Source organism: Leifsonia sp. 115AMFTsu3.1 (assembly GCF_004362795.1).
Lineage (GTDB): Bacteria > Actinomycetota > Actinomycetes > Actinomycetales > Microbacteriaceae > Leifsonia.
Window position 1 is genome coordinate 1,083,867 of sequence record NZ_SNYB01000001.1, and the last position, 15,090, is coordinate 1,098,956.

16 protein-coding genes are annotated in these 15,090 nt (G+C 69.5%); 9 read left to right on the plus strand and 7 right to left on the minus strand.

Annotated elements, in window-relative coordinates; translation table 11 throughout:
* Positions 1-85: 85 nt before the first annotated feature.
* On the minus strand, positions 86-1,540 hold the full coding sequence (locus AXZ95_RS05280) for an XRE family transcriptional regulator (protein ID WP_018189970.1): 1,455 nt from the start codon (positions 1,538-1,540) through the stop codon (positions 86-88).
* Between the two features lie 115 nt (positions 1,541-1,655).
* On the opposite strand from AXZ95_RS05280, the gene AXZ95_RS05285 reads away from it, so the two are divergent.
* The gene (locus AXZ95_RS05285; protein ID WP_018189971.1) at positions 1,656-3,488 is read left to right on the plus strand and encodes a phosphoenolpyruvate carboxykinase (GTP); all 1,833 of its coding nucleotides are present in this window, start codon (positions 1,656-1,658) and stop codon (positions 3,486-3,488) included.
* A gap of 85 nt (positions 3,489-3,573) precedes the next feature.
* On the opposite strand, the gene AXZ95_RS05290 is transcribed toward AXZ95_RS05285, so the two are convergent.
* Together AXZ95_RS05290 and AXZ95_RS05295 are read right to left on the minus strand one after the other, a co-directional pair.
* Positions 3,574-5,562: an ABC transporter ATP-binding protein gene (locus tag AXZ95_RS05290; RefSeq protein ID WP_018189972.1), complete on the minus strand. Its 1,989-nt coding sequence runs from the start codon at positions 5,560-5,562 to the stop codon at positions 3,574-3,576.
* A gap of 53 nt (positions 5,563-5,615) precedes the next feature.
* Entirely contained in the window at positions 5,616-5,831 is a 216-nt protein-coding gene (locus AXZ95_RS05295) for a hypothetical protein (RefSeq protein WP_018189973.1), read from the minus strand.
* A 96-nt stretch (positions 5,832-5,927) separates the two neighbouring features.
* Between AXZ95_RS05295 and AXZ95_RS05300 the strand changes: the two genes are divergently transcribed.
* From AXZ95_RS05300 to AXZ95_RS05310, 3 genes are read left to right on the plus strand one after another with little or no spacing between them, the layout of a single operon-like run.
* Positions 5,928-6,854 (plus strand): ATP-binding cassette domain-containing protein, encoded by a 927-nt coding sequence (locus AXZ95_RS05300; protein WP_018189974.1) that lies wholly within the window; start codon positions 5,928-5,930, stop codon positions 6,852-6,854.
* Positions 6,851-7,732, plus strand: coding sequence for an ABC transporter permease (locus AXZ95_RS05305; protein ID WP_018189975.1), 882 nt, complete (start codon positions 6,851-6,853; stop codon positions 7,730-7,732). The genes AXZ95_RS05300 and AXZ95_RS05305 overlap by 4 nt, the downstream gene beginning before the upstream one ends.
* Before the next feature lie 47 nt (positions 7,733-7,779).
* The gene (locus AXZ95_RS05310; RefSeq protein ID WP_172823277.1) at positions 7,780-8,559 is read left to right on the plus strand and encodes an ABC transporter permease; all 780 of its coding nucleotides are present in this window, start codon (positions 7,780-7,782) and stop codon (positions 8,557-8,559) included.
* 18 nt (positions 8,560-8,577) lie between these two features.
* Here the strand turns inward: AXZ95_RS05310 and AXZ95_RS05315 are convergent, their stop codons facing one another.
* Positions 8,578-9,972: an MFS transporter gene (locus AXZ95_RS05315; protein ID WP_018189977.1), complete on the minus strand. Its 1,395-nt coding sequence runs from the start codon at positions 9,970-9,972 to the stop codon at positions 8,578-8,580.
* A gap of 169 nt (positions 9,973-10,141) precedes the next feature.
* Here AXZ95_RS05315 and AXZ95_RS05320 point away from each other — a divergent pair, with 169 nt between their 5' ends.
* From AXZ95_RS05320 to AXZ95_RS05340, 5 genes are all read left to right on the plus strand, one after another.
* A complete protein-coding gene (locus tag AXZ95_RS05320) occupies positions 10,142-10,570 on the plus strand; it encodes a DUF2269 family protein (protein WP_018189978.1) in 429 nt (142 codons plus the stop codon).
* A gap of 96 nt (positions 10,571-10,666) precedes the next feature.
* Positions 10,667-11,023, plus strand: coding sequence for a metalloregulator ArsR/SmtB family transcription factor (locus AXZ95_RS05325; RefSeq protein WP_018189979.1), 357 nt, complete (start codon positions 10,667-10,669; stop codon positions 11,021-11,023).
* Complete coding sequence (locus AXZ95_RS05330) at positions 11,020-11,502, plus strand: SRPBCC family protein (RefSeq protein WP_018189980.1); 483 nt, start codon at positions 11,020-11,022, stop codon at positions 11,500-11,502. The genes AXZ95_RS05325 and AXZ95_RS05330 overlap by 4 nt, the downstream gene beginning before the upstream one ends.
* A gap of 27 nt (positions 11,503-11,529) precedes the next feature.
* Positions 11,530-12,168: a hypothetical protein gene (locus tag AXZ95_RS05335; RefSeq protein WP_018189981.1), complete on the plus strand. Its 639-nt coding sequence runs from the start codon at positions 11,530-11,532 to the stop codon at positions 12,166-12,168.
* A 42-nt stretch (positions 12,169-12,210) separates the two neighbouring features.
* On the plus strand, positions 12,211-12,648 hold the full coding sequence (locus AXZ95_RS05340; RefSeq protein ID WP_018189982.1) for a VOC family protein: 438 nt from the start codon (positions 12,211-12,213) through the stop codon (positions 12,646-12,648).
* A 37-nt stretch (positions 12,649-12,685) separates the two neighbouring features.
* Here the strand turns inward: AXZ95_RS05340 and ribH are convergent, their stop codons facing one another.
* The 3 genes from ribH to AXZ95_RS05355 are packed head-to-tail and all read right to left on the minus strand — an operon-like array spanning position 12,686 to position 15,086.
* A complete protein-coding gene (ribH, locus tag AXZ95_RS05345) occupies positions 12,686-13,162 on the minus strand; it encodes a 6,7-dimethyl-8-ribityllumazine synthase (RefSeq protein WP_018189983.1) in 477 nt (158 codons plus the stop codon).
* Complete coding sequence (locus AXZ95_RS05350; RefSeq protein ID WP_018189984.1) at positions 13,159-14,460, minus strand: bifunctional 3,4-dihydroxy-2-butanone-4-phosphate synthase/GTP cyclohydrolase II; 1,302 nt, start codon at positions 14,458-14,460, stop codon at positions 13,159-13,161. Before AXZ95_RS05350 ends, ribH begins: the two co-directional genes overlap by 4 nt.
* The gene (locus AXZ95_RS05355; RefSeq protein ID WP_018189985.1) at positions 14,457-15,086 is read right to left on the minus strand and encodes a riboflavin synthase; all 630 of its coding nucleotides are present in this window, start codon (positions 15,084-15,086) and stop codon (positions 14,457-14,459) included. Before AXZ95_RS05355 ends, AXZ95_RS05350 begins: the two co-directional genes overlap by 4 nt.
* Between the last annotated feature and the right edge of the window lie 4 nt (positions 15,087-15,090).

The following is a 15,090-nucleotide window of genomic DNA, read 5'->3' on the forward strand; positions in this document are numbered from 1 at the left end:
TCCGCCTCGCGATTTGCGCCAAATCGCGGGAAAGGGCGGCCCAATCCCGCGATTTGGCGCAAATCTCGCACAATAGGCAGGCGGGTCACGCGCCCGAGTGCGCCTCCAGGAACGCGTACACGTCGGAGTCGTCGACGCCCGGGAACGACCCGGACGGCAGCGGCGACAGGATGTGCGCGTGCAGCCGCGCGCTCGGCCACGCCTTGCCCGCCCACCGTCCCGACAATGTCGCGGGCGGACGCTTGCAGCACGACTCGTCGGGGCAGCGCGACTCGGCGCGCACGGTCGTCTCACGTCCGCGGAACCACTTCGCCTCATCGAACGGCACGCCGACGCTGATCGAGAAGCCGCCCTCTGCGGTCGTGCCGGTCTGCGTCGCGCACCAGTAGGTGCCGGCCGGGGTGTCGGTGTACTGGTACAGCTCCGTGGTCCGGTTGGTGTGGGTGAACGCCGTGCGTGCTCCCCACTTCCGGCAGACGACCTGGCCCTCGATGGATCCCGTCACGTCTGTCGGCAGCGGGAGCCCGTCGTTCTCGTAGCCCTTGTACAGCGCTCCGTCGTCGCCGACGCGGAGGAAGTGCATCGTCATGTCGAGGTGGCTCGTCGCCAGGTTCGTCAGCCGGAGCGCGGCCGCCTCATGCGTGACACCGAAGGCGTCGCGGAAGTCCTCGACGGCGAGGTCCTTGTCCTTCTTCGCCTGCTGCAGGAACGCGACGGCGGCTTCGCGCGGCATGAGGCAGCAGGCCGCGAAGTAGTTGATCTCCAGACGCTGCCGGAGGAAGTCCGCGTACGACGCGGGGCGGGTGTGCCCGAGCAACCGGTGCGCCATCGCCTGGAGTGCCATCGAGCGGAGGCCGTGGCCGCCGGGGATGGACGCGGGCGGGAGGTAGATCCGCCCGTTCTCCAGGTCGGTGATCGACCGCGCCGACCGCGGGAGGTCGTTGACGTAGATGAGCTCGAAGCCCAGCTGCTCGGCCATGACGCTGACCTCGCGGTGTGTCAGGGCTCCGCGGACATGGCCCGATGCCCGGACCCGCTGCTCCGCGAGCTCCTCGATCTCGGGCACGTAGTTGTGCTGGGCGCGCATCCGCTCGCGCAGTTCGGTGTTCGCCCGCCGAGCCTCCTCGGGCGTCGCGATCGCCTCGCTCGCCCGTCGGCTCAGCTCGCGGTGCAGGCCGACGATGACCCGGAGCGTCTCGGTCGGGGTGCCCTTGGTCGGCTTGACCGTCGGCAGCCCGAGCGAGGCGTACAGCGGCCCGCGCTGCGCCCGGGCGAGTTCGATCTCGAGGGCGGCGCGCTCGTCCGGCGGCTCGGCCGACAGCAGGTCGGCCGGCTGGACGCCGAGCGCGGCCGCGAGCGAGCTCAGAAGCGAGATGCGGGGCTCGCGCTTGCCGTTCTCGATCAGCGACAGCTGGCTGGCGGCGACACCGGCCGCCGCGCCCAGTTCGTCGAGGGTCATGCCGCGCCGGGTGCGGAAGTGCCGGATGCGGTGGCCGAGCGTGGCGACGTCGATGTCGCCCGTGTCCACGGGAGTGCTCATCGCTTCACGATAGCGAAAGATTCGCAATTCTTACAGGGGAATTCGCGGTCACAACGCCCAGAACCTCGCGGATGCTAGAGGTGACTCCACTTCTTACGACGAAAAGGACTCCGTCATGAGCATCGCCGAGCTGACCCTCACCGACACGGCCCCGTCCGACGGGATGGACGCCGTGCGCGCCTGGGTCGACGACATCGCCGCCCTCACGCAGCCCGACGAGGTCGTCTGGTGCGACGGCTCCCTCGCCGAGACCGACCGGCTGACCAAGCAGCTCGTAGCGGAGGGCAAGCTCATCCGGCTGAACCCCGAATGGCGGCCGAACAGCTTCCTGGCGCGCACCGACCCCGGCGACGTCGCCCGGGTCGAAGACCGCACGTTCATCTGCTCGGAGGACGAGACGGACGCCGGCCCGACCAACAACTGGCGGGAGCCCGACGCGATGCGCGCCGAGCTCCGCGAGGTGTTCGCGGGCAGCATGCGCGGGCGGACCATGTACGTCGTCCCGTTCTCGATGGGACCCGTCGGCGGCCCGATCTCGCAGGTCGGCATCCAGCTCACGGACTCGGCGTATGTGGCTGTGAGCCTCGGGATGATGACCCGCGTCACCGAGACCGTGCTCGATCTGATCTCGGCCGGGCAGCCGTGGGTTCCGACCGTGCACAGCGTCGGCTTCCCGCTCGTCGACGCCGAGGGGACCCGTCGCGACGATGTGACCTGGCCGTGCAACACGACCAAGTACATCGTTCAGTTCCCGGAGACCCGGGAGGTGTGGTCGTACGGCTCGGGATACGGCGGCAACGCCATCCTCGCGAAGAAGTGCTTCGCCCTGCGGATCGCGTCGGTGATGGCCCGCGACGAGGGCTGGCTGGCCGAGCACATGCTCATCATCAAGGTGACGTCGCCCGAGGGCCGCGTCTTCCACTTCGCCGCGGCGTTCCCGTCGGCGTGCGGCAAGACGAACCTGGCGATGCTGCAGCCGAGCATCCCGGGCTGGACGGTCGAGACGATCGGCGACGACATCGCCTGGCTGCGCCCGGGTCCGGACGGCCGGCTGCGCGCGATCAACCCGGAGGCGGGCTTCTTCGGCGTCGCGCCGGGCACCGGCGAGAGCACGAACCGCACGGCGGTCGAGACGCTGTGGGGCAACACGATCTTCACCAACGTGGCACTGCGCGACGACGGCGACGTCTGGTGGGAGGGGCTGACCGACGAGCCGCCTGCCCACCTGATCGACTGGGAGGGGAAGGACTGGACGCCCGACAGCGGTCGCCCGGCCGCGCATCCGAACTCCCGCTTCACCGTGAGCGCCGCGCAGTGCCCGTCCATCGCCGACGACTGGGATGCCTTCGACGGGGTGCCGATCGACGCGATCCTGTTCGGCGGCCGGCGTGCGACGAACGTCCCGCTCGTGGCGCAGGCGCGCGACTGGCGGCACGGCGTGTTCATCGGGGCGACGATCTCGTCGGAGCGCACCGCCGCGGCCGAGGGGACGGTCGGCGAGCTGCGGCGCGACCCGTTCGCGATGCTGCCGTTCTGCGGCTACAACATGGCCGACCACTGGGCGCACTGGCTGGAGATGGGGGAGCGGCTCGGCGAGCACGCGCCGGCCGTGTTCCAGGTGAACTGGTTCCGCACGGGGGACGACGGGCGCTTCCTGTGGCCGGGCTTCAGCGAGAACGCCCGGGTGATCGAGTGGATCGCCCGGCGTGTGGAGGGGAGTGCGGGAAGCGTCACGACACCGATCGGGCAGTTGCCGGTGGTGGAGGAGCTGGACCTGGAGGGACTCGATCTCCCGGAGCGGGATGTGGAAGCCCTGTTCGAGGTCGACCCTCAGAGCTGGCTCGCGGAGTGCGACCTGACGGACGAGTTCTTCGCCCGTTTCGGCTCCCGTGTCCCCGCCGCTCTCCGCGCCGAGCTCGCCTCCCTCCGCTACCACCTCCGCGCCTGACCGCCCCCCGTCGAGTACGCAAAAACTGCACGCGATCCGAGCGGATCGCGTGCAGTTTTTGCGTACTCGACGGTGGGGGTAGGGGTCAGACGAGGAGTTGGTGCTTGGCGAGGTCGCGGTAGAGCGGCGTGGTCTCGACGAGCTCGGAGTGCGTGCCGCTGCCGATGACGCGACCGTGGTCGAGCACCACGATCTGGTCGGAGTCGACCACGGTGGACAGCCGGTGCGCGATCACGAGCAGCGTGCGGTCCTCCGCAACGGCGTCGATCGCCTCCCGCATGAGCTGCTCGTTGCGCCCGTCGAGGCTCGACGTGGACTCGTCGAGAAGCAGGACGGGCGGAGCCGCCAGCAGAGCACGGGCGATCGCGAGACGCTGCCGCTCGCCGCCGGAGAGCATGATGCCGTCCTCGCCGACCGGTGCGCCGAGGCCGAGCTCGCTCCGCTCCAGCACCTCGGTCAGGTTGACGGCGTGCAGGACGTCGATGCACTCCTGGTCGGTCGCGCCCGGCGCCGCCAGCGTCAGGTTGTCGCGCAGCGAGCCGGCCAGCACGGGCGCATCCTGCTCCACATAGCCGATCTGGGAGCGGAGGGAGACGCGGTCGAGGGTGCGCACGTCCATCCCGCCGAAGCGCACCTCGCCCGCCTGCGGGTCGTAGAACCGCTCGACCAGCGCGAGGATGGTCGACTTGCCCGCACCGGACGGCCCGACGAGCGCCGTCCGCTTGCCGCGCGGGACGCGGAAGCTGACGCCCTGCAGCACTCCGCCGTGCCAGTGTGTTCCCTCGTCCGAGCCGGCTCCGGCCGCAGCCTCCGCCTCGGCGACGACGTCCGCTCCGGTCAGCGCCTCGAACGCGAGTCGCTCCGGTGTCGGCTGCTCGGGCGTCTGCTGCTGGCCGCCGCTGGCCGTGCGGGACCCATCCGCCGAGTCCTCCGGCGCGGTGCCCTCCGGGTACGCGAACCGCACATCCACGAACTCGATCGCAGGCGCCTCCGGCGCGAGGGCCTCGTTCGCGGCGCCGACGGTCAGGGCCAGCGGCGCGATGTCGCGGTCGTGCTGGTCCTCGGTCGGCAGGTCGAGGATCTCCTGGATGCGGCCCAGCGCCCCGAGCGCCGAGTTGACCGCCGCGATGGCGCCGAACGCCTGTCCGAGCGGCAGGATCATCATGAACAGGAACAGGATGAACGCGACCAGGTTCGCGACCGTGATGGCCCCGCTGGCGACGCGGAACCCGCCCACGCCGAGCACGACCAGGAACGACACCTGCATCGCGATGCCGGCGACGGGGACGACGAGCGCCGAGATTTTCGCGACCCGGATGCCCATCCGCCAGGCTCCGGTCGCGTCCTCGTCCACCGCCGCGATCTCGCGCTCGGTGGCATTGGAGGCGCGGATGGTCCGCACCGAGCTGATCGCCCGCTCGACCGCGGCGGCCAGGTCGCCGACCTTGTTCTGCGCCTTCTGGCTCGCGACGCGGATGCGGCCGGAGAGCAGCACGACGACGACGATCGAGACCGCGACGACGAGCACGGTCAGCCCGAGCAGCACCGGGTCGATGATGAGCATCGCGATCAGGGCGCCGATGAACGTGAGCGCCCCGCCGATCGCCTCGACCAGGCCCTGCGTCAGGACGGCACGCAGCAGCGTGGTGTCCGAGCCGACCCGGGAGACCAGATCGCCCGTGCGCCGGGTGTCGAACTCGCTGATCGGCAGCCGCAGCAGCCGCCCGACGAGCTTGCGCCGAGACGACAGCACGACGCCTTCGCCGGTGCGCTGCAGCAGATAGTGCTGGTACCCCGAGATGATCCCGGAGATCACCACGAGGGCGATGAGGCCCCACACCAGGCCGCCGAGCGGCTCCTGCTTTCCGACCACCTCGATGACCTGGCTGACCAGGAGCGGCTGGGCGAGGCTCGCCGCGGCGCCCAGGATGCTGAGCACGATGACGAAGGCGAGGACGCGCTTGTGCTCCAGCAGGTACGGGAGCAGCTGCGAGAACCGCGCGCGGGGGCCGGCGTCGTCGGTGGGCCGTCCGAAGCCGCGACGGCGGCGGGCGGGGGCTGACGTGGTGGACATGACGGTGTCTCCGTTCGGGGGAGGAGGAGGGGCGTCGGGATCGTTGCTTTGCGCTAACTCCGACCGTACTTCTTGTGAACTGCCTGTTTGCTGACACCGAGGGCGAGCGCGATCAGCTGCCAGGTGGCGTTGGCGTTCCGGGCGCGCCGTACGGCGACCGCTTCGAGGCGGTCGAGCTCGCGGTGCATCTTCGCGATGGCCCGGAGGGCGACGATCGGGTCGTCGGAGTCGGCGTCGCCGGCGAGGGTCTGCAGTGTTCCGGAGTCCATGGCGTCAACCATAGTTGACCCCACGTGCAACGTCAACCTGGATTGACTTTTGCTACCCCCTCCGAATGTCCCCGGTCGCGGCTACAGTGCTGAACTATGCCGACGCCCGTCATCGCCGCCCGAGACCTGGTCAAGAAGTACAAGGACTTCCCGGCCGTCGACGGCATCAGCTTCGAGGTGGAGCCGGGGGAGTCGTTCGGGCTCCTCGGGCCGAACGGCGCGGGCAAGTCCACCACGATGCGGATGATCGGCGCGGTCTCCACCCGCACCGCCGGTTCGCTGAGCATCCTCGGTCTCGACCCTGACACGTACGGGCCGGAGATCCGATCGCAGCTCGGCGTCGTGCCGCAGGCGGACAACCTCGACACCGAGCTCCGTGTGCGCGACAACCTCATCGTCTACGGGCGCTACTTCGGCCTGCCGTCCTCCCGCGTGCGCGCTCGGGCGGACGAGCTCCTCGCCTTCGCCCAGCTCGAGGACAAGGCCAAGGCGAAGGTCGACGACCTCTCGGGCGGGATGAAGCGCCGGCTCACCATTGCCCGCGCGCTCATCAACGACCCGCGCATCCTGCTTCTCGACGAGCCGACGACCGGCCTCGACCCGCAGGCGCGCCACATCCTCTGGGACCGCCTCTTCCGCCTCAAGGAGCAGGGCACGACGTTGGTGCTGACCACCCACTACATGGATGAGGCCGAGCAGCTCTGCGACCGCCTGGTCGTCGTCGACAAGGGCACCATCATGGCGGAGGGTTCTCCGGCGGCCCTCATCCGCGAATACTCGACGCGCGAGGTGCTCGAGGTCCGTTTCGGCTCGGAGCGCAATGCGGAGGTCGCGGAGCGGCTCGACGGCATCGGCGACCGCATCGAGGTGCTGCCCGACCGCATCCTCGTCTACAGCGACGACGGCGAGGCCGAGCTGGTCCGCATCGCCGAGCGCGGACTGCATCCGCTGACGAGCCTGGTGCGACGGTCGAGTCTCGAGGACGTCTTCCTCCGGCTCACCGGACGGAGCCTGATCGAATGAGCGTGGCAGTCGGCCCCGCCGGGGGAGCGGCCGGCGACCCGGGCCCCGAGACCCGCGCCGAGGCGCGGGAGGCGCTCGCCGCTGCCGCACGGCCACGGCGCTTCGGCGCCTGGTACGTGGCCGAGCACCGCTTCCGGGTGATGCGCTCGTACCTGCAGACCGTGCTGGTCACCGGGTTCGGCAACCCGCTGCTCTATCTTCTCGCGATGGGCCTCGGGCTCGGCTCCCTGGTCAGTGCCAACATGGGCCCGAACGCCGTGGACGGCGTGAGCTACCTCGCGTTCGTCGCCCCTGCGCTCCTCTGCACGGCGGCGGTCACCGTGGCGAGCGAGGAGTTCACCTACCCGATCATGCTCGGGTTCAAGTGGAATCCGACCTTCTACGGCATCAACGCCTCGCCGATCTCGCCCGGCCAGATCATCGACGGCGTCGTCATCGCCGTCGTCGCCCGCATCCTGGGCACGAGCGCCATCTACTTCGCGTTCATGGTGCTGTTCGGCGCGGTCCCGAGCCCGTGGGGCTGGGTCAGCATCCTGGTCGGCACCCTCGGAGGCCTCGCCTTCGGTGCGCCGATCATGGCGTACGTGGCGACGCTGGAGCAGGACACCGGCCAGATCGCCATGCTGATGCGATTCGTGCTGCTGCCGATGAGCCTGTTCTCCGGCACGTTCTTCCCGCTGTCCTCCATGCCGTGGTTCCTCCAGTGGATCGGCTGGATCTCGCCGCTCTGGCACTCCACCGAGCTGAGCCGCGTGTTCACCTACGGCATGAGCGAGCCGCTCTGGCTGTCGGTCGTCCACGTCGTGTACCTCGCTGCGCTCTTCGTCGCCTTCTGGCTGTGGAGCCGCCGCATCGCCGCGAGGAGGTTGAACAAGTGACCGCGACCGACCAGCGTCTCGCCTCCTCGACCGCACGCCCGCGGGCGATGCGTGCGCTGTACGCCGGCAACGCCCGCTCCGTGATGCAGCGCGGCTGGTCGGCGACGCGCAGCACCAACTGGTTGGTGATCGTGTCGGGCTTCTTCGAGCCGATCTTCTACCTGCTCTCGCTCGGCATCGGCTTCGGAGCGCTCGTCGGCGACGTGCAGACGTCGTCCGGTCAGACGGTGCCGTACGCGGCCTTCATCGCTCCGGCGCTGCTCGCGACCGCGGCGATGAACGGCGCCGTGTACGACTCCACCTGGAACGTCTTCTTCAAGATGCACTTCGCGAAGCTGTACGAGGGGATGCTGGCCACCTCGCTCGGGCCGCTCGACGTCGCGCTGGGCGAGATCCTGCTGGCCCTTCTGCGCGGTGCGCTGTACGCGCTCGGCTTCATGCTGGTGATGCAGGCGCTCGGACTCAACCTGTCGTGGTGGGCCCTGCTCGCGCTGCCCGCGGTGCTGCTCATCGCGTTCGGCTTCGCCAGCTTCGGGATGGGCATCACCAGCTACATGAAGACGTTCCAGCAGATGGACTGGATCAACTTCATCCTGCTGCCCATGTTCCTGCTGTCGGCGACCTTCTACCCGATCACCGTGTACCCCGAACCGATCCAGGTGATCATCAAGGCGCTCCCGCTGTGGCACGGTGTCGAGCTGGTCCGTGGTCTCACCACGGGCATGGTCGACTGGGGGATGCTCTGGCACGTCCTGTACTTCCTGGTCATGATTGTGCTCGGCCTGATCCTGACCACCCGCCGTCTGCGCGCTCTCTTCCTCGACTGAAGGGAGAGACGGAGCGCGTCAGCTCACGTTGTCGGTGAATTCGATGTCGCGCGTCTCCTTCGAGAGCAGGAGGGCGATCAGCGTCAGCACACCGGCGAGCGACAGGTAGACGCCGACCCAGAATGTGCTGCCGTCCGCGAGTGTCCACAGCCACACCGCGATGGTCGGTGCGACGGCCGCACCGAGCACGCTGGACAGGTTGTAGGAGATCGCCGAACCGGTGTAGCGGACGTTCGTCGGGAACAGCTCCGGCAGCTCCGCGCCCATCGGCCCGAAGGTGAGTCCCATCAGCGTGAAGCCGATGATGAGGAGCGCCATCGTGCCGACCGTGCCGCCCGCGAACAGCGGGACGAACAGCAGACCGAACACGATGATCCCCAGGGTGACCCAGATCAGCGTCTTGCGGCGGCCGAAGCGCTCGGCGAGCGGACCGGCGACCAGCGTGAAGATGCCGAAGAACACGACACCGATGATGAGCATGACGAGGAAGTCGTTGCGGCTGTAGCCGAGGCCGGGCACGAAGGTCGACGCGTCGAAGGGCTTTCCGGCCTTCTCCGCCGCGGCCTGCGCCTGCTGGGCGGACGCCGCCGTGGTGCCGTAGGTCAGCGTGAACGCCGTCATCAGGTAGAAGAGCACGTACGTGGCCAGCATGATGAAGGTGCCGAGCACGATCTGCCACCAGCTGGTGCGGAAAACGCGGGCGAGCGGCAGCTTGGCGACCTCACCCGTGTCGACGACCTTCTGGAACGCCGGGGTCTCGACGAGCTTCAGGCGGACGTAGAGGCCGACGATGACGAGCACGGCGCTCAGGAGGAACGGGATGCGCCAGCCCCAGGCGGCGAAGGCGTCGGGGGAGATCGTCAGGCTGAGGATGAGGAACAGCACGTTCGCGACGATGAAGCCGATGGGAGCGCCGAGCTGCGGGAACGTCCCGTAGATGGCGCGCTTGCCGGCCGGGGCGTTCTCGGTGGCGAGCAGCGCGGCGCCGCTCCACTCACCGCCCAGGCCGAGGCCCTGGCAGAACCGCATCACGACGAGGAGGAACGGCGCCCAGAACTCCCAGCCCGGCACCTGCGCGGTCGGCAGGCACCCGATGAGCACCGTGGCGATGCCCATGGTGAGCAGCGAGCCGACGAGGGTGCCCTTGCGGCCGATCCTGTCGCCGAAGTGGCCGAAGAGAATGGAGCCGACCGGCCGTGCGATGAAGGCGACACCGAACACGGCGAACGACGACAGCAGGGCGGTCGTCGGGTTCTGGTTGGTGAAGAAGAGGGAGGGGAACACCAGGACGGCGGCGGTCGCATAGACGTAGAAGTCGTAGAACTCGATCGACGTGCCGATGAGGCTGGCGAGGATGACGCGTCCGCGGGTGTTCGCGGGCGCCGGGGTGGTGACGGGGGCCGTCGTAGACATGCGTGTGGAGAGCTTCCGGTGAAGGCGAGAGAGACCGCATGGCGTGCGCGGCGTCGGTCGGGCGGAAGGCGCGCGTGGGCGGGAGGTCGGAAAGCGCTTGTGGCGCACCTTCTACCCTATGCGGCCTCACGCGAGCCCGCCGAATCGGTGTGCTCGGTACGCTGAGGGCATGGAAACACTGTTCGCTGTGCTGCACGTCGTGACCGCCGTGTTCATCGTCGGCCCGATGGCCATCCTTCCCATGACGGCGATGCGCGCTGTCCGCGCGGGCGACGCCCGCCAGGTCGAGACGCTCGCGAAGTCGACCAACCTGCTGTCGCTGCTCTCCCTGCTGGTCGTGCTGTTCGGCTTCGGCGTCATGGGTCTGGCGGACAAGAAGTACGACCTCAGCGTGACGACGCCGTGGATCCTGTGGTCGATCATCCTCTACGTCGTCGCCCTGGGTCTGACGCTGTTCGTCGTCGTGCCGGCCATGCGCCGCGCCGCCGAGGCGCTGCGTGACGGCACCGCGTCCCGGTACCCGCAGATCGCCGCGGGGTCGGGGGTCGCGAGTCTGCTGCTTCTCACGGTGGTCGTGCTCATGGTCTGGAAGCCGTAGTCGCATCCGCTCGCTGCGCGCTCCGCTCTTGACGCGGGGCGCGCATTCTTCTACTCTCGTATTCAACAGAAACATTGATAAAGGAAACGGTTGATCATGCAGGATGAGGACGGTCTCGACCGGGCGTTCGCCGCTCTGGCGGATCCGGTGCGCCGGGCGATCGTCGCCCGCCTCAGCCGGGGTCCGGCGACGGTGAACGAGCTCGCGGAGCCGTTCGACATCACCCTGCAGGCGGTGTCGCGGCACATCGCCGTGCTCGAGGCGGCCGGCCTGGTCTCGCGAACGCGCGAGGCCCAGCGTCGCCCCGTCCACCTCGACGCCGCAGCGCTCGAGCGCCTCACCTCCTGGATCGACCGCTATCGCCTCGAGGCGGAGGCGCGTTACCGCCGCCTCGACGCCGTCCTCACCCACCAGCAGACCAGCAGCACCCCGAACAGGGAGAAGAGACCATGAGCAACCCCGTCGTCATCGAAGCCGTACCGGGCACGTCGTACGCCGACCTCACCCGGGAGTTCGACGCTCCCGCGGAGGCCGTCTTCCGCGCCCACGCCGATCGTGAGTCCTTCGCCGAGTGGATCGGCCCGCGCAGCCTCAGCACCACCATCACCGAGTGGGACTTCCGCACCGGCGGCGCGTACGCCTACGAGCAGCGCGACACGGACGGATCCGTGTACGCGTTCCGCGGCGTGTTCCACAGCGTCGTCGAGAACGAGCTGATCATCCAGACGTTCGAGTACGTCGGGATGCCGGACGAGGTGGCGCTCGAGCGCATGCGCTTCGAGCAGCTGCCGGACGGCCGCTCCCGCCTGTCCGCCCGGTCGGTCATGAGCTCGCGCGAAGCGCTCGAGAGCATGATCGAGAACGGGATGGAGTACGGCGTCCGCGAGGGATACGAGAAGCTCGACGAACTGCTGCTCCGGCGCGGTGCGTAAGCGGCGGAACGGCAGAAGGGACGCGACATGAGCACGACCTATCTCCACGCGGTGGCGTCGCTCGACGGCTTCATCGCCGACGACCACGACGACGTCGGACCGCTGCACGACTGGTACTTCAACGGCGACCATCCACTCGAGGTGGAGGACCATCCCGAAGTGCACAGCGGCCCGTTCCGGGTCTCCGCCGCCTCGGTCGACTACGTGAGCGGGATGTGGTCGCGGCAGGGCGCGCTCGTCATCGGCCGCCGGCTCTTCGACCTCACGAACGGATGGGAGGGGCACCCGCCGGCGAGCGAGCACGTGGTGGTCGTCTCCCACCGTCCGAAGCCGGACGGCTGGCATCCCGAGGCGTCGTACCATTTCGTCGACTCGGTGGACGGCGCGGTAGCGCTCGCGCAGGAGCTCGCCGGCGACGGCGAGGTCGGCGTCGCCGCCGGCGACATCGGCGGCCAGGCCCTCGCGCTCGGTCTCATCGACTACCTCGCGATGGATCTGGTGCCCGCCGTCTTCGGCAGCGGCAAGCGCTACTTCGGCTCGTTCCCGGGCGGACCGCTCGTGCTCGACGATCCGGACATCGTGATCCCGGGGGAGCGTGTGCTGCACCTGCGCTACCCGGTGCGCCGCGGACCCGCGTCGCAGAACACCCACCAGGAGGCATCATGACTACCGCTGACCCGCGTCGCAGAACACCCACCAGGAGGCATCATGACTACCGCTGACCCGACCGCCAATCCCACCGCCAATCCCACCCCGCCCGTGCCCGCCGGGGCGATGATGCTCGAACTGGTGATGCTGCCGGTCTCGGATATCGACCGCTCCCTCGAGTTCTACCGCGACCACGTCGGCTTCACGCTGGATGTGGATGTGCGCCCGGCGGAGGGCGTCCGCGTCGTCCAGCTGACGCCGCCGGGTTCCTACTGCTCGATCACGATGACGAGCGGGATCGGGCAGGCGCCGTCGGAGCCCGGCTCCGTGCGCGGACTGCATCTTGTCGTCGCCGACATCGAGGCGGCCCGCGCGGCGCTCGTCGAGCGCGGCGTCGATGTGTCGCCGGTCCAGGACATGGGCGGAGTGTTCTACGCCTGGTTCGCCGACCCCGACGGAAACACGTGGGCGCTCCAGCACATGCCCTGGCGGGCATAGACCGGAGCGCCCAGGCGCTTCGTCGTATCCTGCGTGATCAGCCGCGCAGCGATCGGAGGGCGATGGCCGTCGCGAGGGCGGCGTGAGCGGCCTCGGCGCCCTTGTCCTCCTTGGAGCCCTCGAAGCCGGCGCGGTCGATGCCCTGGGCCTCGTCATCGAGAGTCAGCACGCCGAACCCGACCGGCTTCCCGGTGTCGATGGCGACCCGGGTGAGGCCGTCGGTCGCGGCGGCCGACACGTACTCGAAGTGCGGGGTGCCGCCGCGGATGATCACGCCGAGCGCGACCACCGCATCCGCCCCCGCCTCCAGCGCGGCCTTGGAAACGACGGGCAGCTCGAAGCTGCCGGGAACGCGGACGAGCGTGTGGGTCGCGCCCGACGCATCCAGGGTCCGCTTCGCGCCGGCGATGAGGCCTTCGCTGATCGTCTCGTGCCAGCTGCCGGCGACGACGACGACGTTCAGGCCGCTCCCGTCGATCCGCTCCTCGGCGTTCGGGGCTCCCGCTCCGCTCATCGTGCAGTCCTCTCCGCCGCGAGTCCCGCGGCCGTCTCGGTGGTCGTGGACACCGGATCGATGTCCCCGATCGCGTGACCCATGCGGTCGCGCTTGGTCTCCAGATACCCCTCGTTGAAGGCGCCGACGCCGACGACGAGCGGAACGCGCTCCTCGACCTCGATGCCGTGCTCCTCCAGCTGGCGCACCTTCTCCGGGTTGTTGGTCAGCAGGCGCACCGACTCGATGCCGAGGTCCTGCAGGATGGCCGTGGCCGCCCCGTAGTCCCGGGCGTCGATCGGAAGGCCGAGGGCGAGGTTGGCGTCGAGCGTGTCGAGCCCCTCCTCCTGCAGCTTGTAGGCGCGCAGCTTGTTGATGAGGCCGATGCCGCGGCCTTCGTGTCCGCGCAGGTAGACGACGACGCCGCCCTCCCGCTGGATGGTGTCGAGCGCCGCGTCGAGCTGCGGACCGCACTCGCACTTCAGCGAGCCGAACGCCTCACCGGTCAGGCACTCCGAGTGGACGCGGATGAGCGTGCCCTCGCGCTGCGGGTTGCCCGCCACGATGGCGACGTGGTCGGCGCCCGTCATGCGGTCGCGGTAGGCGCGCATCCGGAACGGCCCGTGCGTCGTCGGCACGGTCGTCTCGACCTCGAAGATCACGCGGGAGGTCTCGGGGATGGGCGTCACCGTCTCCAGGGGCTGGTCGCAGTGGAACTCCTGCAGGTAGGCGATCAGCGACTCGATCGTGACGACGAGCACGCCCTCGCGCCGGCCCAGTTCGATGAGACCGGGGAGGCGCATCATCTCGCCGTCGTCGGCGACGATCTCGGCGATGGCGCCGACCGGCGTCATCCCGGCGAGCTTGAGCAGGTCGACCGCTGCCTCGGTGTGTCCGTCGCGTTCGCGGACGCCGCCCTCCACCGCACGGAGCGGCAGGATGTGGCCCGGCCGGTGCAGGCTCGACGGCGTCGAGTCCAGGTCGGCGAGCACGCGGAGGGTGTGCGCGCGGTCGGCGGCGCTGATGCCCGTGGAGAGGCGGTCCGCCGCATCCACGCTGACCGTGTAGTTGGTGCCGCGGGCGTCCTCGTTGTGGGCGACCATCACGGGCAGCTCGAGGCGGTCAGCGATCTCGTTCGTCATCGGCGCGCAGATGAACCCCGAGGAGTTCTTCACGGTCCAGGCGATCCACTCCTGGCTCGCCAGCTCGGCGGCGAGGACGACGTCGCCCTCGTTCTCGCGGCTCTCGTTGTCCACGACGATGACGGGCCGGCCCGCGCGCAGCTCCGCGAGGGCCTCGGGGATGGTGGCCAGGCTCATGATGCGCTCCGTTCGCTCAGTGCCGGTTCGAGCGCGAGCATGCGCTCCACATGACGGGCCAGGATGTCCGTCTCGATGTTGACCCTGTCACCCACGACCCGGTCGCCGAGGGTCGTCGCGGCCAGCGTCTCGGGGATCAGCGAGACCTCGAACCAGCCGTCCTCGCGTCCGCCGCCCACGGCGCTGACCGTGAGGGAGACGCCGTCGATCGCGATCGATCCCTTGCGCGCGACCAGCGGCGCGTGCTCGGGGTCGAGGCTCAGCCGCACGACGCGCCAGGCGCTGCCGTCGGTGATCGCCAGCACGGTCGCCGTGCCGTCGATGTGACCCTGGACGATGTGGCCGCCCAGACGGTCGCCGACCTGCGCCGCGCGCTCCAGGTTGACGCGCCGGCCGGGCTGGACGCCGTCCAGCGTGCTGATCGCGAGGGTCTCGGCCATCACATCCGCCGTGAACGTCTCTGCGTCCTTGTCGATGACGGTCAGGCAGACACCGCTGACCGAGATGGAGTCGCCGTGCCGGGCATCGCTGACGGCCAGCGGGCCGCGCACGGTGACGCGGGCGGCGTCCTCGGTGTGCTCGACGGCGGTGATCTCGCCCAGCTCTTCGATGATTCCGGTGAACATGATC